Source organism: Rhizobium sp. N731 (assembly GCF_001664145.1).
GTDB classification, from domain to species: domain Bacteria; phylum Pseudomonadota; class Alphaproteobacteria; order Rhizobiales; family Rhizobiaceae; genus Rhizobium; species Rhizobium esperanzae.
Genome location: NZ_CP013605.1, coordinates 78,691 through 101,989, shown reverse-complemented (window position 1 = coordinate 101,989; position 23,299 = coordinate 78,691). Strand labels below are relative to the sequence as shown.

Genomic DNA, 23,299 nt, shown 5'->3' with positions numbered 1-23,299 from the left:
CGCGCTTTAGAGGCCTGCGGCATGCCGGATATCGGGCATGCTGCACGTCCCGGCTCCGGATCAGACGCGGTAGTAGCGGTTTGCCCGGCGTTCGGCTTCCTTCATCGCGTCCTCGGGCGACTTCTGGCCGGTGACGGCGGCGGCATACATGTCGACCAGCACGTAGTCGGCCATGGTTGCCGCCGAGGCGTAGCCGAGCGGACCGGCATAGCCGTTCGGGCGCAGCTTTTCCGAGGCGCGCGCATAGGGCGCGTGAACCGGATCGGCGGTCCAGACCGGGTTCTTGGCGAAGGCCTTGAGTGGCTGGCAGCAATAGGCGCTGGAGCCCTGGATCCAGGCATTCATCTGATCAGCTTCCATCATGAACTTGATGTAGGCCTTGGCCGCTTCCGGATATTTGCTGTGCTTGAAGAGCAGCAGAGAGCTCGTCTGGAAAAGCTCGACGCTCTTGCCGACCGGTCCGATCGGGAAGTTCGTCGTGCGAATGTCCTTTGCGATCTCGGCGAGCTTCGGATCGTTCTTGGCCGTGTAATAGACCGAGACGCCGTTGGCGATCAGCGATACCTGGCCGGCGAGGAAGGCGCGGTTGTTGTTGACATCCAGCCAGCTTTCCGTGCCCGGAATGAAGGTCGCGTAGAGTTCCTTGGCATAGTTGATCGAGGCGAGCGTTTCCGGGCTGTTGATCGTCACCGTGCCGCTTTCGTCGACCATTTTGCCGCCATGGCTCCAGAGCAGCCAATGGGCGTAGTTGTTACCGTCGCCGACCGCCTTGCCGTGCGGGAAGCCGGCGGGCGTGCCCTTTGCCTTCATCGCCTTGCAAAGCTCGAGGAAGCCTGCGGTATCGTTCGGGAATTCGTTGAAGCCGGCAGCCTTCACATGGCTGTCGCGATAGACCACGGCATTGCCGATCGTCGTCAGCGGCATGGCGATGAACTTGTCGTCACGGGTGGCATAACCCTTCAGGCCGTCGTACCAGCCCTCGTACTTGTTGCCGAGATAGTTGCCGAGTTCCGTGAGATCGACCAGCTTGTCGGGATATTGGTGCGCGTCGTCGAACCAGCACATGATGAGATCCGGACCGGAGCCGACATTGGCCGCAACGGCGGCTTTCGGACGGATGTCCTCCCAGCTCTCCTTGTCGATGCGCACTTCCACGCCGGTGGCTTCAGTGAACTTCTTGGTATTGGCAAGCCAGGCCTCCTCATCACCCTTCACGAAAGGCGTCCAGCGCAACAGACGCAGGCTCGCGCCGCTTTCCGGCGTGTAGGTCGGTTCGGCCTGCGCAAAGGACGGCTTGATGCCGAGGCCGGCGACACCGGCAACGGCTGCCGATGCAGCAAGAAATTCACGTCTCTTGATCGTCATGAGATTCCTCCTCATTGAAACAGCGGGAGCAATTCTCCGGCATTCACCTCCCGCTTGGTGAACGGCGGCCTGGCATCCCGGGGGCACAAGCTCCCCAGGGAGGTTTGCGCTCCCGTGGGGCTCACCCCTCGAATGCTCGCGCTCCGGCGGAACGGGAGACTCCTCCTCTCCCCTTATCCCGCCGGATGGCGTCAGTCGGTCAATCGCATGCCGCCTTCGGCGTCGAAGAGATGGACATGCTTGGCATCGATCGCCACCCGGATGGCTTCGCCCGGGCGGGCATCGACACGCTCGCGGAAGACGCAGCTGACATCGCTGCCGCCGAGGCGGACGGTCAGATGCGTCTCATAGCCGGTCGGTTCGATCACCACGATCTCGGCCGGCACGCCGTTCGGATCGAGCGAGATATATTCGGGGCGCAGCCCGTAGACGAGATCGCGGCCGACAGCGCTCGTCGGCGCATTGGCGACGGGCAGCCGCGTACCGTTGGCGGCGACGAACTGGCTGGGATTCTCAGGATCGAGCCTGCCGTGGATCATGTTCATCGCCGGCGAACCGATGAAACCGCCGACGAAGAGATTGGCGGGGCGGTCGTAAAGCTCGAGCGGCGTGCCGATCTGCTCGACGATGCCGTCATGCATGACGACGATCTTGTCGGCCATCGTCATCGCCTCGATCTGGTCATGGGTGACGTAGACGGTCGTCGTCTTCAGGCGCTGGTGCAGTTCCTTGATCTCGGCGCGCATGGCGACGCGCAGTTTCGCATCAAGGTTGGACAGCGGCTCGTCGAACAGGAAGACCTCCGGATTGCGTACGATGGCCCGGCCCATGGCGACGCGCTGGCGCTGACCGCCGGAAAGCTGGCGCGGATAACGGTCGAGCAGCTTGTCGAGACCGAGGATGCCGGCGGCATATTTTACCCGCTTTTCGGCTTCTGCCTTCGGCGATTTGTTGAGCATGAGCGAGAAGCCCATGTTCTGCTCCACCGTCATATGCGGATAAAGCGCATAATTCTGGAACACCATGGCAATGTCGCGGTCCTTCGGCGGCAGCGTGTTGACGACGCGCCCGCCGATCTTGATCTCGCCACCGGAAATATTCTCGAGCCCCGCCAGCATCCGGAGAAGTGTGGACTTGCCGCAGCCCGAGGGCCCGACGAGGATGACGAATTCGCCGTCGGCGATATCGATGTCCACCCCTTTGATGACGGGATGCGCGCCGAACGATTTCCGGACATCCGCGAACTGAACGTTTGCCATACTCCCTCCTCCCAGATCATGAGCACTGCATAACTGCATATTATGTCGCTTCGGCCGCGACAGCAGGCCTTACCCCCGCCCGACAAAGGGCATTTTCGTCGCCATCACGGTCATGGTCAGCACATTGGCGCTGAGCGGCAGGCCGGCCATGTAGACGACGGCGTCGGCAATATGGGCCGGGTCGATCGTCGCCTCCGCGGCAATGCTGCCGTTGGCCTGCAGCACACCGGCCGCGATCCTCGTCGTCATGTCGCTGGCGGCGTTGCCGATATCGATCTGGCCGCAGGCGATGTCGAATTCGCGCCCGTCGAGCGCGGTGGATTTGGTCAGGCCCGTAATGGCATGCTTCGTCGCGGTGTAAGGCGCCGAATTCGGGCGCGGCGTCGTGGCCGAGACGGAGCCGTTGTTGATGATGCGGCCGCCGTGCGGGCTCTGGCTCTTCATCAGCCGGAAGGCCTGCTGCGTGCAGAGAAAGGCGCCGGTGAGATTGGCGGCGACGATGGCGTTCCATTGCTCGAAGGAAACCTCCTCGAGCGGTACGCCCGGTACGGTGACGCCGGCATTGTTGACCAGGAGGTCGAGCCGTCCGTATCTCTCCGCGATCGCATCGAAGAGAGCCCGCACCGAAGCGGGATCGCCGACATCGGCGGGAACCGCGAAAAACTCGGCCCCCGTTTCGCTGCCAAGCTCGCTCGCCGCCTTTTCAAGCACATCGGCCCGTCGTCCTGAAATCACCACTCTGTAGCCGGCCGCGCCGAGTCCCCTCGATATGGCACGCCCGACGCCGGTGCCACCGCCGGTGACAAGCGCGATCCTTGCTTCTCCGCTCGCCGATACGCTCACGCAATCCTCCCGCCGAGTTCATCCTCGATATGCACTTGCAGAATTTCGTCGAAGCTCGTTTCCGCCTTGAAACCGAGCGAAGAGGCTCTCGTCGCATCGAACTGGGTCGGCCAGCCGGCGACGATGCGTTCGATCACAGGATCGGGCACGCGTTTGATGAGGGCGACCGCCTTGTCGCCGGCCACCCGGCGCAGAGCGTCGATCTCTTCGGAGACCAGCGCGGAAAGGCCCGGCATGGTCAGGTTGCGCCGCGCGCCGATCCTCGCCGTATCGATCGTCGCGGCATGGACGAAGAAGCCGACGGCCGCGCGCGGACTGGCAAACCAGTGCCGGACGCTGTCGCTGACCGGCAATATGGCTTCCTTACCGACCAGCGGCTCGCGCAGGATATTGGAGAAGAAACCGGAGGCCGCCTTGTTGGGCGCACCGGGGCGCACGCAGATGGTCGGCAACCGGATGCCGATGCCATCGAAGATGCCGCGGCGGGAATAATCGGCAAGCAGCAGTTCGGCAATTGCCTTCTGGGTGCCGTAACTCGTCAGCGGCGTGGCAAAGAATTCATCCGGAATGACCTCCGGGAACGGCGTGCCGAAGACGGCGATCGAGGATGCAAAGACGACGCGCGGCACATAGGCGCTCTTGAGGCTGAGCTGGCGGATCGCATCGAAGAGAGCGCGCGTGCCATCGAGGTTGACGGCGTAACCCTTGTCGAAATCTGCCTCGGCCTCACCCGACACGATGGCGGCCAGGTGAAAGATCAGATCCGGCCGGCTTTCGATCAGCCTGTCAGCTACGCCGGCGGCGGCAAGGTCGACTATCTGCGTCGTGGAGACGGACTGGAGCGTCTCCGGCACCGGCGGCTGAAAAGCATCTGCCAGCGTCAGACGGGTGATGGATCGGCCGAAAGCGAGCGGCTCGCGCGCAATCTTCTCGACCAGCTTGCGGCCGACCATGCCGGCTGCTCCCAAGATCATCACATGCATATCGGCTCTTCCTCCCGTCGGCCGGTCTCTTCGGTCAAGATCGCGCTACTCGTCTTATTGTCCTTGTGGTCACTCCCGGGCCGGCTCGCGACGCGATCTGGAACCAGCCCGATCGGCATATGCCCGATCGAATTCAGATAGGTTTGCAACCTGCGGGTCAAGTCACCTTTCCTGATCCGCAGATCATCGCTATCGAACGTTAATCAGATGTCGGATCCTCCGAAGCGCTGCCTGTGCGCCCATCGACTCCGATTCTATGACCATGGCTTTACCTGTCTCCCGCCCGGCTTCTCTCCCGTTTCCCATGGCTGGTATCGATACCGGTATCGGTAACAACGCCTATTTTTACCGTGCATGTCAAGTAGCGAGTGTTTTCCTTTTTTGGAAAAGAGCCTATGAGTCTGACGTTGCCCGCTGGCGAGGCAGTTCGACGATGGGGTCGGTGCGATGCGTAAATCCACACTGGAAGAGGTTGCCGCTGCGGCAGGCGTCAGCAAGATGACGGCATCGCGCGCCCTTCGCGGCGCCGCCGACGTTTCCAAGGAGACTCGCGAAAAAGTGCTTCAGCAGGCCGAGCGGCTAAACTACGTCGGTAACCGGCTGGCGCTCTCACTGTCGTCGCAGCGCACCAACCTCGTCGCCGTCGTCGTTCCCAGCATGTCCAACATCGTCTTTCCCGAGATGCTAGCGGGCATTTCCGCCGGGCTGCGGGGATCAGGCATGCAGGCGGTGTTCGGCATCTCTGATTACGATATGGCGAAGGAACGCGAGATCATCCGCGACATGCTCTCCTGGCGCCCTGCCGCCATCATTGTGACGGGTCTCGATCAGCCGGCAGAAACGGTGAGAATGTTGCAGAATGCCGCGATCCCCGTCATTCAGCTGATGGATCTCGACGGCACGCCCATCGATTTCAACGTCGGTCTTTCGCATGGCAAGGCCGGGGAAGAGATGGCAAAAGCGCTGTTGGCCGCCGGTCGGCGGCGATTCGGCTATATCGGCAGCGCGATCGACAGAGATCTGCGCGCCGGCAAGCGGAAGGCCGGCTTCGAGAAAGTGCTGCGTGAGAGCGGCCTTGCTTTCGTGGACGAGCGGTTCAACGCCGCCTATTCCTCGGTGGCGCACGGCAAGCGGCTGTCCATGTCGATGCTCGCGGCGACCAGGGATCTCGACTGCATCTATTATTCCAACGACGACATGGCGACGGGCGGCGCCTTTGCCTGCCTGGAACTCGGCATTTCCAGCCCTGCGGAAATCCTGATCGCCGGATTCAACGGGTTGGATGTCGCCAGCGCCCTCCCGGTCAGGATCGCAACCTCGATTTCGCCACGGCGTCAGATGGGCGAAGTCGCCGCCGCGCTTCTGCTCGCTGCGAGCAGCGGAGACGGCAGCCAGATATCCGAAAAAATCATTGCCTTCACTCCGGAGATCACCGGCGTGGATTGAAATCTGAATGCCTCGTGCTCGCCTCCAGAAGAGTTGGCTCGATGCGTCGGTTTGCAGAATTGCAGCCGCCGTTGCGCGCATGCAAAGACCCGTGGCCCTGCCAGTCCTCGGAACGTTGTTCGGTGTCGAACATTGAAATGATGCCACGCTCGAATATGTCGCTTCGAGGCTGACGGTGATCGGAGTTCCAGGGAGTCGGTGCAGATGAGCCTGAAAGGCGCCTGGCATTGGCAAGTTGCACTGGCAATCCTGCTTCTCCTCGTTGCAGCCTCGGCCTCGGCAGCAGGCGTCGCCGATCGGGACGCGCCATCGGAAACGCTGTTTCTCGTCCAGATCATCGTGCTCGTCGCCATCGGGCGATTGCTCGGCGAGTTCATGGTGCGCATCGGCCAGCCCTCCATCATGGGTCAGATCATCGGCGGTGTCCTCCTCGGGCCATCTGTATTCGGGTCTCTATGGCCTGACCTTCAGCATCAGCTATTCCCGGCGGGCGAAGCACAAAAAAGCATGACCGACGCCATTGCCCAGCTCGGCATCCTGTTCCTCTTGCTTCTCGCCGGTATGGAAACGGATCTCGGCCTGGCGGTCCGGCTGCGCCGCGCCGCCTTCGGCGTTTCGTTAAGCGGTATTCTCATCCCCTTCGCCGCGGGTTTTACTCTGGGAGAGCTCCTCCCTGCCTCGCTGTTGCCGAATCCGCAGGCGCGGCTGGTGACGGCGCTCTTTCTTGGAACGGCTCTCTCCATCTCCTCCGTCAAGATCGTGGCATCCGTCGTCCGGGAAATGGATTTCATGCGACGCAATATCGGCCAATTGATCGTCGCGTCGGCAATCATCGACGATACTGTCGGCTGGGTGATCATCGCCGTGACTTTCAGCCTTGCCGAACATGGCGCCGTCGATCTGTGGATATTGGTGAGGAGCGTAGCCGGCACGCTTGCTTTCATGGCGTTCAGCTTCACGATCGGGCGCCGCATCGTCTTCGAAATCATCCGACTGACGAACGATAAGTTCAAAAGCGATCTGCCGGTCCTTAGCGCCATCATCGCCATCATGGGCGCCATGGCGATCATCACTGATCTGATCGGTGTGCACACGGTTCTCGGCGCGTTCGTCGCCGGCATTCTGGTCGGTCAATCGCCGATTTTGACCCGCCAGATCGACAGCCAGCTTCGGGCGCTGACAACGGCGCTGTTCATGCCGGTCTTTTTCGGCCTGACCGGGTTGGAGACGGATCTCGGCGTTCTCAGCGATCCCGCCATCCTGCTCCTGGCGCTCGGCCTTATCCTGATTGCGAGCTTGGGAAAGTTCGGAGGCGCCTTTGCCGGCGCCAAATTCAGCGGCTTTACCAATCCGGAAGCCGTCGCGCTTGGCTGCGGAATGAACGCCCGCGGCTCCACCGAGGTCATCGTCGCTTCGATCGGTCTTTCCATCGGGGTTCTCGATCAGCGGCTGTTTTCCGTCATTGTGGCGATGGCGGTGGTCACGACCATGGCCATGCCGCCATCGCTGCGTTGGGCGCTTGCAAGGCTGCCGATGCGGGAGGACGAGCGTGATCGTTTGGCCCGTCAAGGATTCGAAGAGCAAAGCTTCCTTTCGAAATTTGAACGCATCCTTCTTGCCGTCGACAATTCCGCCAGCAGCGGCCTTGCGACCCGCATTGCCGCCCATTTTACTGCCTTGCGAAAGATGCCGATCACCGTGTTGAACATCGATGGAAAACCCCAAGGCCCAGAAGCCCAATCCGGCGGCAACAAGGACGAAGCGGGACGGACAATCGATAACACCGCCATGGCGATTGCCGAACAAGTGAGGGAGAGCGCGCAGCGAACCGTCGGCCGCGTCGGCAGTCAGGAGGCCGCCATCGATGGCGACCTTCACGTTACAACGAGTGGGACGAGCGGGGACCTCGAAGCACTGCTGGCCGAGAGTGCCGAAAAGGGTCATGACATGCTCTTTGTCGGGGTCGAACCCACCGCAGCGCCCGAGGGAGGTCTTGACCAGAAAATTTCGAGGATGAGCAAGTCGTTCAAAGGAACGACTGCCATCTGTTCGCAACGTGGCGCCTTGCCCGACGATGACGGAAGGCTGCGCATCTTGGTGCCGATCAGCGGGACAGAACGGTCCATGCGGGCGGCGGAATTCGCGTTGGTCGTGGCCAAGGCCAGCAGCGCGCACGTAGCTGCGATTTACATCCGTGAGCCGCAACAGGCGTCATTGGCGCCGCGTGTGAGCGATATCGCCAACGCGCATCTGGCCGCATTCAGGAAGATTGACGAAATCGCGAGCTACAACGACATTTCGGTCGAAAAGATCACCCAGTCGGGCGGCGCACCCGATCTGTCGATCCTGCGTCAGGCGCGCCGAGGCAGGTTCAATCTGATCGTGCTCGGCGTCAGCCGACGGGCCGGCGAGATGCTGTCATATGGACCGATCGCTGATACTTTGCTCGAGGCCGCCGACCGCTCCTTCATTCTTGTCGAAACAGAATGATGAGCGTTTACTGGTCCTGGCCGAGCTGTTTTGCGAGATCGGCAAGCATGGCAACCTGGCCTTTGAGAATCTTGATTTCAGCTTCTGCGATGGGAAACCACCCGGCGCGGTCGACCTCGGGGAAATTCTGGATGCGGCCCGATCGCGGTGGCCATTCGATCTGAAACTCCGAACTCCGCACTGTCTCGACGTCAAGCGCGGCGTCCGCCTCCACCGACCAGACGACCACCACTTTTCCGCCGCGCTGGCGATATTCTCCGAGCCGGGCGAAGCTTCCTTGAATTTCGACGCCGAGCTCCTCCTGCGCCTCCCGGATCGCTGCCGACAATTCGTCTTCGCCGGCTTCGATCAATCCTTTCGGGATCGACCAAGCGCCCTCGTCCTTCTTCGCCCAGAAGGGACCGCCGGGATGGACGAGCAGGACCTCCGGCCTCGTCTCGCAAAGGCGGTAGATGAGAAGCCCGGCGCTACGGACCGGCATCGGCAACGCCCTCAATGCTCATGGTCTTTCCTCGATGACAACTTTCCGCGCGGTAGCGCGTTAGAGCTAACAGCCACACGGACGCGCGGAGAATATCATGCCCAAAGGATTTCGTTTCGACCTGCTTGCCAAGAGCGGCTATGTGGCCCGCGGTATCGTGTTCCTCCTCGTGGCGGGGCTGGCCCTCTTCTCCGGCGTCGCCGGCGGAAAGTCGGAAACGAAATCGGCACTTTCGACGCTTCTCGGACAGCCCTTCGGCCGCGTCTGGGTTGGTCTCATCGGCATCGGACTTCTGGGTTTCGTCGCCTGGCGGCTAGCGCAGTCGCTCGCCGACAGCGACGGCCACGGCCGCGACGCCAAGGCCATCGCCATCCGCACGGTTTTCTTCGGCAGCGCCGTCGTCTATCTCGGGCTTGCCGGATACGCGCTGGGGCACGCACTCTTCAGCGGCGGCGGAAGTCAGGGATCGGGTGAGAAGGGATTGGCAGAATGGATCATGTCGCAGCCGTTCGGCGCCTATCTGGCCATGGCCGTCGGTCTCGGCTTCATCATCGGCGGGGCCGTGACGGCAGCCAAGGGCATTACCAGGAAATTCGAACGCTATCTCAGGCTCGCCGACACAAGCGGCGTGGTGACCTCGGTCTGCGTCTACGGCCTCGTCGCCCGCGGCGTCGTCTTTGTGATCACCGGAATATTCTTCGTCTATGCAGGTTTTCGTGTTGACCCTGAGCAGGCAGGCAGCATGGCGGACGCGCTCGAATGGGTGAGACGGCTTCCTTTCGGCGCGATCCTCTACATCGCCATCGCGATCGGCCTGGCGGCCTTCGGGATCTATAACCTCGTCGAAGCGCGTTATCGCGTCGTGCACAGCCCGTCCCTTGACGACGTGAAACATTCGATTCCTACACCTGGCCATTAGCAAACACGTCGGCTTCCCAAGCGGGCGGACTGCGCCATCTCTGTCAGATGATTTACTTTATCGGCGATACCCACTTTGCAGATCCCCGCGTCCTTCGCATCGACCGACGCCCCTTTCCCGACATGGCGTCCCACGACGTAACGCTGATCCGCAACTGGAACGAGATCGTTGATGCGCAGGACGATATCTGGCATCTCGGCGACTTCATGTCCTTCCGCGGCGGCGATTGCGACCAGCTCCTTTCGATGCTGAACGGGCGGAAGCACCTCATCATCGGGAATAATGATCCCCCGACGACGACCGAGGCGACGGGATGGGCAAGCGTTCAGCACTACAGCGAAATGACGCTGGACGATCATCTGCTGATCCTGTGCCATTACCCGTTCCGCACCTGGAACAAGATGGGCAAGAAGTCGATCAATCTGCACGGACATTCCCACGGCCGCCTCAAGCCCCTGCCCCGCCAGTACGATGTCGGCGTCGATGCGCAGGGCCTCAGGCCGGTGTCGCTGCAAGCCCTATTGTCGACGAAGCCGGGGTCATGATGCCGCTGAAAAGTGCTAAGCGACAGAACGAAATGACCGCCTGGTTCTCTTCGCTGGCGCCGGTCCGGCCGGCCGAGATGCTCGGCCTGTGGCGAGGTGCGGGCATCCCATCGGGCCACCCGCTCGACGGCGTTCTCGAGAACCTGGGCTGGTTCGGCAAGCGGTTTCACGCCGACATGCGCGCCGACGCCCTCCTCTTTCAGTGGCGGTGGGATCGGCTGGTGGCGATCGACCCCGGCATTTTTCCGATCCGCCTGGCCATCAAGGCGGCGCCGTTCGGCCGCACTCGGATCGCCCGGAGCTGCTTCTCCTACCTGCAGAAGGCGCTGCGGGCGCGGGGTACGACCGCGTCGCTGAGGCTTCAGACCTTCGATAACTTCACCACAGCTGCTATGGTCTACGACAGGCAGCCGATCGCCGACTATTTCCGCAGGACGGGAGACGACCAGGTCGCTGGTATGATGTGCGTCGACGGCGATGCCTGTCGTTATTTCTTCGAGCTCCGCAGGATCGACGCCGCATCGCAGCGACGGAGTGGATGAGGCGAGGGCAATGGTTGCACGAGTGCCGCGACGGGGAACAATCTGCTCCTCTCGTGAGTTAGGCCATGCAACCCTGGGGGATTTCATGCGTGCTGCTCTGATCGCGACTTTGCTTTCGCTCTCCTGCTTGCCGGCCGAGGCAACGGCGTCGGAGGCAGGATTTCTCCAGTCTTTGGACGGTGACTGGAGCGGAACCGGGATGGTCCTCACCAAGATAGGCGGCGCGAATCTGAAGGTCTCCTGCACCCTGCGATCTGATGCGGGTGCATCTGCCATCTCGATGAATGGGACGTGTCGCGGCCTTGCCGTTTTCACCAGGAGCTTCTCGGCGACCGTAAATGCCGCCGGAGAGCGTTATACCGGCAAGTACGTGGGACCATCGGGGCTGCCGTCGAAGCTTGCCGGGAGCAGGAAAGGCACCGCCCTCAACCTGCGTGTGACGTGGGCGCGGCTGGTCAACGGCGACCGAGATGCAATTTTAACGATTGAGAAGGTCGGGCAGAACAGGCTTCGACTGCAGACCGTCGACAAAGACCCCGCTTCCGGCCAGCCGGTCGTAACCAGCCGCATCGATTTGCAGCGGCCTTCCATGGCAGAAAGATAGCCGCTCGAGCAGCCGCGCTCACAGGAGCGACGACTCGATTTCAGTGCCTTTTGGCGTGACGGTCGCCGCGATCGCCTTCTCCGGGCTTTGCATCATTTTTTGCCCGGCGCCGCTTGTCTGCCGAGAGCGAGCGGCTGACGTCCGCTGACTCGGTGAAACGACCCTGGTCGTCGCGGCGGACGTAGCGCTTGTCAGTGCCTGTATCGATGAGTTCGCGTTTGGACATGGTGGTCTCCTGCTGTTGAAGCAGGGAAAACGCACGAGATTCCAGAAGGATGCATCATCCCGCGTCATTTCCCGTGGCGCAGCCCGTGCCGCGGCCGAAGCCCTACGCGGCCATGCTGACGAGCGCATTGGTAAGCTGCCGGATATCGTAGGGCTTGGAGAAGAAGACGCCGCGCTCGGGCAAGGCGCCCGCGTCCGGCTGCTTCATGCCGGAGACGATGATGATTTCCACGGGCGGCCAGCGGTCGCGGACGGCCCTTGCGAGCATCAAGCCATCCATGCTGCCCGGCATGTCGATATCGGTAAACAGGATCCGGATGCCGGGCACTCTTTCGAAGAGCATGAGCGCCTCGTCGGCATTGCGTGCCTCGAGCGCTTCAAAGCCTGCCTCCTCGACGATGGCGACCGCCATCATCAGCAGCAGAGCCTCGTCCTCGACCACGACCACCTTGGTTTTCATCTCTAGCTCGTATGCTTTACGTCCCGGCTCAGAGGGTCAACTTCGCCTCTGGCAACCGGTTCCCCAATCGAAAATATTACTTCGAAGATGAGGCCTTCGGCCTGATAGTCCACGCGGGATCGCGCCTGCGCCTTCGACGGGAAGGCACGTTCAATGAGCACCGAGCCGAAGCCCTTTTTCGTCGGCGTCGAGACCGGCGGCCCGCCGGCTTCCGTCCACAGAAGGAGGACACGTCCATCCTCGTGCTTCCATTCGATGGCGACTGTTCCATTTTCGCTGCCGAGGCTTCCATACTTGGTTGCGTTGGTCGCCAGCTCATGAATCACCAGCGAGAGCGGCAGGGCGGTGTCCGCCGGAAGAACCACGTCCGGTCCGTCGAGACGAATGCGCTCGGCTTGCGAGGCGACATGCGCCCGCAGGGCTGCGGACAGGATATCCCGAATGGGCGAAGCCGACCCCTCCCGCGACAGGATGAGGTCATAGGTACCGGCGAGGGCTGCGAGCCTCTCGGCGAAGGAATTGTATCTCTCCGGATCGGACCGCGAGAAGGTTTGTCTGGCAATCGCCTGCACGAGCGTGAAGCCATTCTTGACGCGATGCGCAAGCTCGCGGACGAGCAGGCTCCGTTCCTCCTCCGCCTGCTGATTTTGGCGCCTGCGGTCTTCGAGTTCGTCGAGCAGCCGATCGAAGGTTGCGCCGACGAGCCCCAGCTCGCCCGGTCCCTTCATGCCGGTCCGCGCCGTCGTCTGACCGCTGCGCCAACTTTCCATCACATCCGCGATCCTGGAGATCGGTATCAGGATGAAGCGGTTACCGATAAAGATCGCGGCGACGAAGGCGAAAAGCGCACCGCCGATGATGGCGAGCGTATTCATCAGCGTCGCCCGTTCGATCGGCGCGAAGACCTCCGTTTTCGAGAAGCCGGCGCTGACATAGAGGGGGTTGGAAGGCAAGGCTATCGGGCGATAACCGAGGATGCGCGCTGTTCCGTCCTGACTGGTGGTCTCAATGACATCAGGCTGTTCAGCGTGGATCAGCTGCTGGTATTCCTCGGGCAAGATCGTACCGACGAACTGATCGGGAGAGGGAACGTGCGCGACAATGGTTCCCTTGCCGTCGGCGATGGTCACCGCATTGCCGGGAGCAACGCCGCGCTCGGTGATGCGGTTCTGCAGCCAGTCCAGCCGGATCCCGCTGACGATGATGGCCTTGATGATATCGCCTTCCATCAGGGGGATCGCGAGCGGCAGCACCGGGCGGTCGGAAAGGCGACTCTGCGTATAGGTGCCGACGGAAAAGTCCTTGGTCTCCAAAGTCTGCTGGAAATAATCGCGGTCGGAAAAGACCACGCCTTTCGGGAAAGCCATGCTTCCGCAGATCGGCCGCCCATCGAGCCCGGCGACGAAGATGGTGCGGATGTTGGGAATGTTTTCGGCAACCGATTTCAGGGCGTCGTTGCAAGCCGGGACGTCGAGGTGTCGGACGGAAGGCATTGATGACACGGAGACGAGAAGGGCGTGCAGGCCCTCAATAATCCGTTCGACTTCCGACGAGGCTTGCCTCGCCGCCTGCGCAGCGGAGGTGCGCACTTCCTCGTTGCGCTGATGGCGGAGCGCGATCTCGTTGTAGAAGAGCATCGCAACCACCGGCGCCAGCGCCGCGACCGCAACTGCAACCAGTTTGAGTCTCATACTGTCCCCTCTCGGAAAAGGGTTGGTAGCATGATCGAGACGATCCGGCCCAGACCGCGCGCGCAATCTTGTTTACAAAATATCAACATACGAATCCCGATGCGGGTGGGTAAGCCTTGCCGAGTTTTGCATCGCGGCTAGTTAAATCAAAGATGAGTGATGCCAAAAGCACTTCCTCTGAAACCTCTCCAGCCGGGTCTGTGCCGCCACGGCCGTTGACTGGCGCAATGGCGGATGAGGTCGAACGTCTTTTATCGGGCCGAACCCGCGATATCCGCCTGACGGGCGAGCTGCGCCGTCGTTTTGATGAAAGGTTGTGGCGGCAGACGGCGAAGGTCATCCGCTCCTGGATGATTTGGGTCGCGTTTGTCGATGTTCTGACGCTGGCGCTGAACGCCGTCCTGCTTCCCCGGCAGATCGTTCTGTCGATGATTGCTCCCGCCTGCCTTTTGCCGCCGGCGGCAATTTTGACCGCGGTGGTTTGGAACAAGCCGCGCCCGGCGGCCGTTCAGCGGGCGTCGCTGCTTGTGGGAATGTTCCTTATTCTCCTCTCGGTCGGGCTGGTCGGCGTTTTTGCCGGCGGCGAATTTTACGAGCGGCATCTAAGCATCATGTTGTTCGTCGCGACGAGCGCAATCACGATCTTCAGCGTGCCGCTGGCCTGGACGACCGCAATCGCCTGTTATGCCCTATGTCTCTACTTCATCCTTCAATGGCACAACCCGCTTTTGGAAGCGGGCAGTGTCGTCGCCGCGACCCTGTTCTTTTCCTGTGGGATCATCGCGACGGTGGTCGCCAGGCGAACGATGAACATCCTGGCGCAAAAGACATTTCTTCTGGACTGCAGGGATCAGCGCCGCGTCGCGGAGCTTGCCGACGCGAACGCCCGATTGGAGCGGCTGGCCAGAACCGACCCGCTGACCGGGATCGCCAACCGCCGTTGGATGATGGAAACGCTCGAGAGCCTCTGGCGCCACGGCCGTGAGACCGGCATCGTCGCCATGCTGATGTGCGACATTGACCACTTCAAAGGGCTAAACGACAAGCTCGGACATAGCGAAGGCGATCGCTGCCTCGTCAAGGTTGCCGGCATCATCCAGAGCTGCGTGCGCGCCGATCGCGATCTCGTCTCGCGCCATGGCGGCGAGGAGTTTCTCATCGTGCTTCCGGATGTCGATGAAGAAGAGGCCGTCGCAGTCGCCAGGCGAATACGCGAGAGCGTGGAAGCGGCCGCCCTGCCGAACCCGGCCTCCAGCGTCGGGCCCTCGGTGACGCTGAGCGTCGGCGTGGCGTGCAAGTCGGCTGTCGACACGGATGTTTCGTTGGCCAATCTCCAGCACGAAGCCGACATGGCGCTTTATCGCGCCAAGGAAGCCGGACGCAACCAGGTCTCGATCTTTCGTCGTCCGCCTGCTGCCGCGGGGCAGACCGCCGCGCGACGCCAGGGGTAGCGGATAGGCAGATCGATCAGAGTTCCTTCTCTCGAACGATCATCCAGCTCCACCCAACATAATCGACGATCGCGGGAAGGTCGGGTCTATGGCCACTCGGGTGATCGAGGTCATCGGATCACCAGGATTAATACCATCGCGACGGCGGAGATGAAGCCGGTGACGCTCAGACCGAATGTCAGATATTCGGCTGCCTTTTGCCCGTGATGGCCAAGCTCCACGTTTCCAAGCACCGCCGCGAAGCCTCCGGCTAACCAGCTCGCCAAGGTCAATATGCCGAGGAGAAGCGCCCAATGTGTTGCTGTGTCCATCATCCTGCTCCGGGTTACGGCTACTTTCCTCGCAAGCGAAACGCTCCTGCGTGTGTCTATCAGTAACAACACAGCCGCCGTTTTGTTTCCGCGCGGCATCGCGCTTTCACTTTGCGAACCTCATCGCGCAGCTTCAGGACATCCCTTCTGATCGCCGTCCCTTGACGTTTTCGATCTGTCTACTTAGTGTCTACTTTAAGAATAATGAAGGCAGTCGACATGAACACACAGACCGCAGGTCCGGATCGCAAGGGCAGCCTTGAGCTCGCTTTGCGCAGACGCATTCTGACGATGGAGCTGCCTCCGGGAGCCGTGCTTGATGAAGTGGCCTTGAGCGAAGAGTTCGGGCTTTCCCGCCCGCCGGTGCGCGAACTGATGCGACAGATGGCTGGCGAGGGTTATATCGAGCTCGAGACAAACCGCGCCGCCCGCGTCAGCTCCATGAGCTACCAGTCGCTGCGCGACTTCTTCCTGCTTGCGCCGATGATCTACATCACCGCAAACAAGCTCGCAGCCGAGAATGGAACGAAAGCGGAGCTCAAAGCTCTGAAGGAAATCCAGCGCGCCTTCCGCAGAGCGGTGGACGATTGCGACGTCGAGGGCCGGGTATTCCAGAACGACCAGTTCCACCGGCAGGTGGGCGAGATGGCTCACAACGTCTATGTGGTCCCGAGCCTTCGCCGCCTGCAGATCGATCATGCCCGTATCGGGAAGATCTTCTACAAACATCCGAACACACCGCGCATGCAGGAAGAGCTCGAACTGGCGGCGCGGCAGCATGACCAGATGATCGAGGCGATCGAGCGGCGCGATGCCGAAGCCTCCGGTGAGCTGGCGCGGCTCCATCTCGAACTTTCCCGACGCAACATGGCCATGTACGCGGCCCCCGAGGGAATGGAAGCGCCGACCCTCTAGGCCGGCCAGGAACAAGATACGCAGCTCAAGCCAATCCGGCTCGCTCCAGTGCAAGGGATCCATCCAATGACCGCATTTCCGTTTCCGGGACTGAACCTCGCAATCACCACGCCGTTCGACGATGCCGGCCGCATCGACTACGGACGGCTTGAAGACAATGTCGAGCGCTATCTCGCCGCCGGGGTCAGAAGCTTCCTGTTCAGCTCCGGCACCGGCATGCATGTCTATCTCTCCAAGGCGGAATCCGAGGAACTGATCCGCCGCGGCGCCAGAATCGTCAACGGCCGAGCCAAGGTGATCGCCCAGACCTCGGCGCTCCTCGTCGAAGATGTCGTAGAGCGGACGGCACGAGCCCGCGATGCCGGCGCCGAAGGCGTCATGGTGCTTCCGCCCTTCTTCGAAGGCCCGACCGACGATCAGGGCATTCTCGATTTCTACGCCGAGGTCGCCGGATCAGGCCTTCCCGTCATCGGCTACAACGTGCCCCAGGCGGTGGGCGTCGCCATCACGCCGGAGCTCCTCGACAGGCTGAACGAGATTCCCGGCTTCTGCGCCGTCAAGGACAGCGGCGGGGACCTGAGCAAGCAGGCGGCGCTCATTCGCACCGGCCGCTTCGTGATGAACGGCGCCGATCCGCTCGTTCCCTACGCGCTCTATGCCGGATGCGACGGCCTGATCTGGGGTGGCGCGAATTTCGCTCCGAAAACCTGCGTCGCTCTCGTCGCGGCGGCGGCCGAGCGCAAGTGGGATGAGGTGCGCGCGCTCTGGAAGATCCTGGAGCCGGCAATGGGGCTGATCTGGGAAGGCGATTACGTGCAGTCCGTCTACGCTGCCGCCGATCTCACCGGTTACGGTGCCGGCGTTCCGCGCAAGCCGTTGCGCGCGCTGGCTCCCGAGAAGGTTCCCGCGCTGCGCCGCTCCCTCGAAGCGCTCATAAAGCGGGAGGCGATTTGACCGTGAGCGGGACCGCTAAGAACGTCTTCGTCGCATCCAGGCTTCCCAAACGTGCGGGCGTGTCGGGATGGGTGGCCACACTTGCCCCGCGCACGCCGCGGCCGGTCTTGAGCGAAGCGATCAGCGTCGATGTCGCGATCATCGGCGGCGGTTTTGCCGGTCTTTCGGCGGGCCACCGCCTCTCGCGGCTCGATCCGACAGTCCGGGTCGCCATTCTCGAAGCCGGCATCGTCGGCGAAGGTCCAGCCGGCGCCAATTCCGGCTTCATCATCGACCTGCCGCATGAGGTCTCCTCGGACGATTTCAGCGGCGAGTCGGAAGGCAGGTTCCGCGATTCCGTGCTCCTGCAGCGTTCGGCGATTGCTCTTGCCACCGAAGTGGCTGCCGAAAACGGCTGGGGAAAGGATCTGTTCGATCCGTGCGGCCGCTACAGTATTGCGATGAGCGCGAAAGGCGACAAACATCTGGCCGCTTACTCGCGGCAGCTTTCGAAGATGGGCGAAGCGCATCGACTGCTCAAACGCGAAGAAATCGAGGCTGTGACCGGATCGAAATCCTTTACCTCCGGCCTGTTCTCGCCGGGGACGATCATCATCCAGCCGGCCGCCTATATAAGCGGCGTGGCCGACTGCCTGAAGGAGCCGGTGCGGCTCTTCGAGCAGACGCCTGCTCTCTCCTTCGAGCGCTCCGGCGACGGATGGCTGGTGAAGACGCCGAAGGGATCGGTGCGGGCTGCGAAGATCATCATGGCCAATAACGGCCACGCCGAAAGCTTCGGCTTCTTCCGCGGACGCCTCCTCCATGTCTTCACCTACGCGTCCATGACGCAGGAATTCGATCCGGCAAGGCTCGGCGGCGAAAGGAAATGGGCGGCGACCCCTGCCCTGCCGATGGGGACGACGGTGCGGCGCATCAACACTGCCGGCGGCGACCGCATCCTGGTGCGGTCGCGCTACAGCTACAATCCCCGCATTGCAATCAGCGATGCCGCCATCCGCAGCGCCGGCCGCATGCATGACGACAAATTCGCCCACCGCTTTCCCGATCTTGCCGGTCTCGGCATGCAGTACCGCTGGGGCGGCGCGATGGCGCTGACGCACAATCATGTGCCGGCTTTCGGAGAAATCGAGCGCGGCGTTTTCGCCGCCTGCGGCTGCAACGGCCTCGGCGCATCCAACTCCACCGCCGCCGGCATCGCCGCGGCCGAACGCCTGCTGGGGCACGACTCCGAACTCGGCCGCGTCTACAGTCGTCTGGCGGCGCCGGTATCACTGCCGCCGCAGCCGCTGACGACGATCGGCGCGAAGATCCATCTCGCCTATCGCGAATGGCGTGCGGGGGCCGAATGAGTGGTGGCTTAGTCACTCGATAGCGCTGCGGGTCCATGACTGGTCCCCCAATAAAGGCAGCGATCGTCTCAAAACTACGGCCGTTGATCGCCACCCGGTGTTGCAATATTCCTCTCGATTGAATTGCAAATCCTGAAACAATGACATGAACGATTACAAGGCCCTCAGAACCTTCCTGCTCGCAGCCGAGAAGCGAAATTTCGCGCAGGTCGCCCGCGAGTTGGACATGACGCCGGCGGCTGTTACACGCGCGATCGCAGCACTCGAGGCGGAACTCGGCGTGCAGCTTTTCGTGCGCACGACGAGGCAGGTCTCGCTGACGACTGACGGCGCAATCTTCGCCGCGCAGATCCAGCCAGCGATGAAGACGTTGGAAGAAGCGCGACGGGATGTGATGAACGCGCACAAGGCGGACGAAGGGCGCCTCCGGATCAGCGCGCCCATGTGGTTCGGCAAGACCGTGCTGCCGCCGATCCTGTCAGGTTTCAAGGAACGTTATCCGAAGATGAGCTTCGAGGTCTCCTTGTCCGACGGTTTGGTGAATATCGTCGATGACGACTACGATCTGGCGATCCGCATCTCATCACAGCCTTCAGACAAGTACACGATCTGGAGAAAAATCCGGGTGGTGCCACGCATCCTGGTCGCGGCCCCAGGGAGCCGTTTCGCCGATATGCAACACCCCAACGAGCTAAAGCCAGACGACTGCCTCGCCTATAGCGGCGAGAGCCGGCGCGAGAACTGGGTTTTGTCCGACGGCGGCTCAAGCATCACAATCTCGGCAGGTCGAGCCTTCAGCGCCAACAGTGGCGAGGTACTGGCGGACATGGCCGCCGACGGTGCAGGTGTCGCACTGCTCCCAGGATTCAACATCGCCGATCACATCAGGAGCGGTCGTCTCGTCCACGTCTTCAAGGGATGGGCACCGCCTGACCTGTGGCTGACGCTGTTCTATCCGCCGTACCAAGCGCTTCCACCACGCATCGCCTCATTCTCGAAATTCTTCGAAGAGCAAGTCGCGGCGCAGATGGTCATGCTGGATTGACATACGCCGCGCACATCATCACTGATCTTCAGGAGACGTGCACCTTCTCTCACATCAAACCGTCCTGTGAAAGTGCCCGTAGTCTTGCGGCGACCATTTGCTGCAGCTGCCACAGGTTTCGATCGAAGATATTTCGCTCCGCCAGATCCAAGACCGTCCGATGCAGGTATTCCGCGCAGGATCCCGCCGGTCCGCATGCCTGAGCGATCAACACTGCGGCGTCATCGAGCGGTATCTTCTCCGTGAGCCCTGATCGCTTCGCACTCGCCCAGAATGTGAGCGCGCGGCGTGTACCCGTCGGTGTCTTGACCGAAACCCATCGCACCATGTCGCACACCTCGGCATATCGGATTTCGCGCGCCAGAAGCGTACGCAGATCCTGCCATTTCGTCACGCAGGGGAGCTTCAGGACGAGGCCAGAGCAACTTCCTCCCGGCCGAAGCGCCAGCATCAGACCTGGCGCATCGGAGGTGGCCCTCAGCCGTTCTATCCTCAACGAGAACGCACGATGCCATCCGTACGCAACGGCCTCTTCGCTTGCTGCCGCTTCAAAGCCCGGGTTCCACATCAAGGATCCATAAGCGAACACCCATATCTGCTCGTCGCCAGCCTCCTGCTCGACTCTGCTGACGAGTTGATCGAGTTGCTGACCCGAGATCGGCGTCCAGTTAGGCTCTGGGCCCTCGTCCTCGACTAGCTTGAAGGTTTTGGCTACGAGGTCGGGGGTCAGGTGCATGGCAACCGGTACCCGTGTCTTGGCGATGGGTGTTTTTCGCATGTGGGAAACCGTTTCAACGAGATAGCAGCCGGGAGACCACCGCGCCGAGCGCTTGTGAATCTGGTGCTTCGTGAGGCGACGGGTGCGTGGGAGGCCGCACTCGTCGCCAGGACCGCTCAAGCCTTCACGAAGGCGAGAAGGTCGGCGTTCAGCACATCGGCATTGACGGTCAGCATGCCATGCGAGAAGCCGGGGTAGGTCTTGAGCGAACCGTTCTTCAGAAGCTTCACCGACTTCAGCGCAGAGTCCGCAATCGGAACGATCTGGTCGTCTTCACCATGCAAGACGAGAGTGGGAACGCTGATCGCCTTCAGGTCCTCCGTCTGGTCGGTTTCGGAGAAGGCCTTGATACCGTCGTAATGGGCCTTGGCGCCGCCCATCATGCCCTGACGCCACCAGTTCTGGATCACGCCTTCCTGAACCTTGGCGCCATCTCGATTGAAACCGTAGAACGGACCGGCCGGAACGTCGCGGAAGAACTGCGCGCGGTTAGCGGCAAGTGCGGAACGGAAACCGTCGAACACTTCCATCGGCAGGCCTTCGGGATTGGCCTCGGTCTTGAGCATCAGCGGCGGCACGGCCGAAACGAGGACGGCCTTGGCGACGCGGCCGGCAGGCTCGCCATGTTTGGCCACATAACGGGCGACCTCACCGCCACCGGTGGAATGGCCGACATGCACGACATTCTTCAGGCCGAGCGCCTCGACGACGGCAAAGGCATCGGCTGCGTAATGGTCCATATCGTGACCGTCGGCCACCTGGGCGGATCGGCCATGGCCGCGGCGGTCATGGGCGACGACGCGAAAACCTTTCGACAGGAAAAACAGCATCTGCGCGTCCCAGTCGTCGGACGACAGCGGCCATCCGTGGTGGAACATGATCGGCTGGGCATCCTTAGGGCCCCAGTCCTTGTAGAAGATTTCAACGCCGTCTTCGGTGCTTACATAGGCCATCGTCTTGGTTCCTTCGATTGGGTTAATGGTGGGAGCAGCATTGGCTGCGAAGCTGAGAGAGGGCGAAATGGCCATGGCCGCTGCTGCGGCGCCTATGGACAACAGCGCGTCTCGGCGCGTTATGGAATAGCGAGGCTGGGTCATCTCCGTCCTGCGATTTCGTTATTGAAAAGTTCAGGCGACACAGTGTTCGTCTGACAAGGGTGATATTGCCGTCGGACCCTCACATCCACAATTGCGAGAATAGTTTCGAATTTATTGCCTCCCATGAAATAATGGGGCCTTGGCCCGGGCCTGATGTGCTCCAGTCAAGTTAGGCTATCTGGAACTGGAATTTCCCACTTATGACCCTGTGGGGACGAGGAGGAGAACTCCGTGAGAGCATCGAAGTTTTTCTGAAGCGCAGATTGCGTTTGTGCTCAAGCAGGCGACGGACGGCATACGAGATGAGCCCGGTGCCAAAAGCGTCGCCGTGGCTGATTAGCGAGAACGTGAAGGAGCCCGCCGCCGACGGCGACGTGCAGGCCATGCAAGAACCGGTGATCTGGAGATGGTCAATTCTGTCGACGCCGCTGCAATAACCTATCTTCTCCCGCCGCGTCGGACCGATCGGCGCCTACTTCGATGAGCTCCACAAGGTTCGAAAAAGCACAGAGATAGCCAAGCTTGGCGAGGAAATCACCGCCAAAGGCATCGTCTCACCAACCGGGCTTATCGATATGAACAAACTGCGCGCACATCCGATCGAACGGATCGCAAGCCTGCCGGCAGGCACGAACGCGTTCATCGTCCTGCCGATCGGATTTCTGAACGGGCCTCAGAGCATTCTAGGAGTTCTCCGCTCTCGCGGAGCCGATGTGACGGCGATCGGCTGAATCCAAGACCTCGCACCTTGGCGCGATCCGCGTTGGCCGGCCGAAAACTCCTCGTCATTCTCAAATGCAAAAGCACGAGATGCACGAAGAGAATTCGAACATGCGACGTGGCAATCGAGATAGTCTATTTCCCGATTGGATCAGCGCGCCCGGGAGACGCCGGCCGGACTCGAAGCCTCGCTGCCCGAGAAGATGATGACGGCGAACATCAGCACGCCGGCGAAGGCGATGAGCGAGGAAATGGCGACAATCGGTTCCATCGCCGTGTTTCCGGAAAGCAGCAGATAAAGGGACGGGATCAGCACCGCGACACCGAAGGTGTAGACGACGTACTGGATCATCGCCAGGCGCTTCTCGGCCTTGTGTGGATTGAGCGCGTGGTAAACGCCGAAGAGCGCCATGGTGACCCAGCCGAGCAGGTTGGCGTGGGCATGGGCCCCGGTCGGTGCGTGATTACCTGAGATCGACATGTGAAGGCCGACCGAGATGCCGGCGATCAGAAAAATGATGGCGGTCTTGAAGTAAAGATTTGCGATGCGTGGCATTGGTTTTCCCCCTCTGTTGCCGACGAAACTTAGCATGTTTTCAAGCTTCTGAGAACGAGCACATCAGAGGATCTTTGGAGCACCAGCCCTGTTATCAATATTAGAATAGAAATATTGCCGGGCAGCGAGACGACACTAGAACAACATTGCCGACGGGCGAAGCAGGTTAATCCGGATGGCACGTGTCAGTGGAACTTGTTACGGCGGCTTCCGCAGGCACGCTCCGGGTAGAACAAGTTGGTTGAACTAAGCCAAAAGCATCACGGAACC

At 61.4% G+C, this 23,299-nt stretch carries 23 protein-coding genes; 11 read left to right on the top strand and 12 right to left on the bottom strand.

Features of this window, described 5'->3' with window-relative positions; genetic code table 11:
• Positions 1 to 60: 60 nt before the first annotated feature.
• From AMK02_RS25770 to denD, 4 genes are all read right to left on the bottom strand, one after another.
• Positions 61 to 1,365, bottom strand: a complete 1,305-nt coding sequence (locus AMK02_RS25770; RefSeq protein WP_064807389.1) for an ABC transporter substrate-binding protein — start codon at positions 1,363 to 1,365, stop codon at positions 61 to 63.
• A gap of 191 nt (positions 1,366 to 1,556) precedes the next feature.
• Positions 1,557 to 2,624 (bottom strand): ABC transporter ATP-binding protein, encoded by a 1,068-nt coding sequence (locus AMK02_RS25765; RefSeq protein ID WP_064807387.1) that lies wholly within the window; start codon positions 2,622 to 2,624, stop codon positions 1,557 to 1,559.
• Positions 2,625 to 2,693: 69 nt separating this feature from the next.
• Complete coding sequence (locus tag AMK02_RS25760; protein ID WP_064807385.1) at positions 2,694 to 3,467, bottom strand: SDR family oxidoreductase; 774 nt, start codon at positions 3,465 to 3,467, stop codon at positions 2,694 to 2,696.
• Positions 3,464 to 4,450: a D-erythronate dehydrogenase gene (denD, locus tag AMK02_RS25755; protein WP_064807383.1), complete on the bottom strand. Its 987-nt coding sequence runs from the start codon at positions 4,448 to 4,450 to the stop codon at positions 3,464 to 3,466. Before denD ends, AMK02_RS25760 begins: the two co-directional genes overlap by 4 nt.
• A 447-nt stretch (positions 4,451 to 4,897) precedes the next feature.
• On the opposite strand from denD, the gene AMK02_RS25745 reads away from it, so the two are divergent.
• Entirely contained in the window at positions 4,898 to 5,896 is a 999-nt protein-coding gene (locus AMK02_RS25745) for a LacI family DNA-binding transcriptional regulator (protein WP_082240389.1), read from the top strand.
• Between the two features lie 204 nt (positions 5,897 to 6,100).
• Positions 6,101 to 8,386: a cation:proton antiporter domain-containing protein gene (locus AMK02_RS25740; RefSeq protein ID WP_064807379.1), complete on the top strand. Its 2,286-nt coding sequence runs from the start codon at positions 6,101 to 6,103 to the stop codon at positions 8,384 to 8,386.
• Between the two features lie 7 nt (positions 8,387 to 8,393).
• On the opposite strand, the gene AMK02_RS25735 is transcribed toward AMK02_RS25740, so the two are convergent.
• Positions 8,394 to 8,867: an NUDIX domain-containing protein gene (locus AMK02_RS25735; RefSeq protein ID WP_064807377.1), complete on the bottom strand. Its 474-nt coding sequence runs from the start codon at positions 8,865 to 8,867 to the stop codon at positions 8,394 to 8,396.
• 97 nt (positions 8,868 to 8,964) lie between these two features.
• Between AMK02_RS25735 and AMK02_RS25730 the strand changes: the two genes are divergently transcribed.
• From AMK02_RS25730 to AMK02_RS25715, 4 genes are all read left to right on the top strand, one after another.
• The gene (locus AMK02_RS25730) at positions 8,965 to 9,786 is read left to right on the top strand and encodes a DUF1206 domain-containing protein (protein ID WP_064807376.1); all 822 of its coding nucleotides are present in this window, start codon (positions 8,965 to 8,967) and stop codon (positions 9,784 to 9,786) included.
• Positions 9,787 to 9,833: 47 nt separating this feature from the next.
• The gene (locus AMK02_RS25725; protein WP_064807374.1) at positions 9,834 to 10,331 is read left to right on the top strand and encodes a metallophosphoesterase family protein; all 498 of its coding nucleotides are present in this window, start codon (positions 9,834 to 9,836) and stop codon (positions 10,329 to 10,331) included.
• The gene (locus AMK02_RS25720; RefSeq protein WP_064807951.1) at positions 10,331 to 10,873 is read left to right on the top strand and encodes a GXWXG domain-containing protein; all 543 of its coding nucleotides are present in this window, start codon (positions 10,331 to 10,333) and stop codon (positions 10,871 to 10,873) included. Before AMK02_RS25725 ends, AMK02_RS25720 begins: the two co-directional genes overlap by 1 nt.
• 85 nt (positions 10,874 to 10,958) lie before the next feature.
• The gene (locus tag AMK02_RS25715; protein WP_064807373.1) at positions 10,959 to 11,477 is read left to right on the top strand and encodes a hypothetical protein; all 519 of its coding nucleotides are present in this window, start codon (positions 10,959 to 10,961) and stop codon (positions 11,475 to 11,477) included.
• A 40-nt stretch (positions 11,478 to 11,517) separates the two neighbouring features.
• Here AMK02_RS25715 and AMK02_RS25710 read toward each other — a convergent pair whose 3' ends face one another.
• From AMK02_RS25710 to AMK02_RS25700, 3 genes are all read right to left on the bottom strand, one after another.
• Positions 11,518 to 11,703: a hypothetical protein gene (locus AMK02_RS25710; RefSeq protein WP_020919137.1), complete on the bottom strand. Its 186-nt coding sequence runs from the start codon at positions 11,701 to 11,703 to the stop codon at positions 11,518 to 11,520.
• A gap of 102 nt (positions 11,704 to 11,805) precedes the next feature.
• Positions 11,806 to 12,162 carry a response regulator gene (locus AMK02_RS25705; RefSeq protein ID WP_064807371.1) on the bottom strand — a complete coding sequence of 119 codons (357 nt, stop codon included), beginning with the start codon at positions 12,160 to 12,162 and terminating at the stop codon, positions 11,806 to 11,808.
• A gap of 2 nt (positions 12,163 to 12,164) precedes the next feature.
• On the bottom strand, positions 12,165 to 13,853 hold the full coding sequence (locus AMK02_RS25700) for a sensor histidine kinase (RefSeq protein WP_064807369.1): 1,689 nt from the start codon (positions 13,851 to 13,853) through the stop codon (positions 12,165 to 12,167).
• Positions 13,854 to 14,005: 152 nt separating this feature from the next.
• Between AMK02_RS25700 and AMK02_RS25695 the strand changes: the two genes are divergently transcribed.
• Positions 14,006 to 15,304 (top strand): GGDEF domain-containing protein, encoded by a 1,299-nt coding sequence (locus AMK02_RS25695; RefSeq protein WP_064807367.1) that lies wholly within the window; start codon positions 14,006 to 14,008, stop codon positions 15,302 to 15,304.
• A gap of 110 nt (positions 15,305 to 15,414) precedes the next feature.
• On the opposite strand, the gene AMK02_RS25690 is transcribed toward AMK02_RS25695, so the two are convergent.
• On the bottom strand, positions 15,415 to 15,618 hold the full coding sequence (locus tag AMK02_RS25690) for a hypothetical protein (protein ID WP_335720580.1): 204 nt from the start codon (positions 15,616 to 15,618) through the stop codon (positions 15,415 to 15,417).
• 216 nt (positions 15,619 to 15,834) lie between these two features.
• Between AMK02_RS25690 and AMK02_RS25685 the strand changes: the two genes are divergently transcribed.
• The 4 genes from AMK02_RS25685 (at position 15,835) to AMK02_RS25670 (ending at position 19,878) form a co-directional block, all read left to right on the top strand.
• Positions 15,835 to 16,530: a GntR family transcriptional regulator gene (locus AMK02_RS25685; protein WP_064807947.1), complete on the top strand. Its 696-nt coding sequence runs from the start codon at positions 15,835 to 15,837 to the stop codon at positions 16,528 to 16,530.
• 66 nt (positions 16,531 to 16,596) lie between these two features.
• The gene (locus AMK02_RS25680; protein ID WP_064807365.1) at positions 16,597 to 17,484 is read left to right on the top strand and encodes a dihydrodipicolinate synthase family protein; all 888 of its coding nucleotides are present in this window, start codon (positions 16,597 to 16,599) and stop codon (positions 17,482 to 17,484) included.
• 2 nt (positions 17,485 to 17,486) lie between these two features.
• Positions 17,487 to 18,833 carry an NAD(P)/FAD-dependent oxidoreductase gene (locus AMK02_RS25675; protein WP_064807946.1) on the top strand — a complete coding sequence of 449 codons (1,347 nt, stop codon included), beginning with the start codon at positions 17,487 to 17,489 and terminating at the stop codon, positions 18,831 to 18,833.
• Positions 18,834 to 18,978: 145 nt separating this feature from the next.
• Positions 18,979 to 19,878: a LysR family transcriptional regulator gene (locus AMK02_RS25670; protein WP_064807363.1), complete on the top strand. Its 900-nt coding sequence runs from the start codon at positions 18,979 to 18,981 to the stop codon at positions 19,876 to 19,878.
• A gap of 49 nt (positions 19,879 to 19,927) precedes the next feature.
• On the opposite strand, the gene AMK02_RS25665 is transcribed toward AMK02_RS25670, so the two are convergent.
• From AMK02_RS25665 to AMK02_RS25650, 3 genes are all read right to left on the bottom strand, one after another.
• Positions 19,928 to 20,656 carry a gamma-glutamylcyclotransferase gene (locus AMK02_RS25665; protein WP_064807361.1) on the bottom strand — a complete coding sequence of 243 codons (729 nt, stop codon included), beginning with the start codon at positions 20,654 to 20,656 and terminating at the stop codon, positions 19,928 to 19,930.
• 116 nt (positions 20,657 to 20,772) lie between these two features.
• Complete coding sequence (locus AMK02_RS25660; RefSeq protein ID WP_064807359.1) at positions 20,773 to 21,753, bottom strand: alpha/beta fold hydrolase; 981 nt, start codon at positions 21,751 to 21,753, stop codon at positions 20,773 to 20,775.
• 871 nt (positions 21,754 to 22,624) lie between these two features.
• Positions 22,625 to 23,029, bottom strand: coding sequence for a hypothetical protein (locus AMK02_RS25650; RefSeq protein WP_064807357.1), 405 nt, complete (start codon positions 23,027 to 23,029; stop codon positions 22,625 to 22,627).
• Positions 23,030 to 23,299 lie beyond the last annotated feature (270 nt).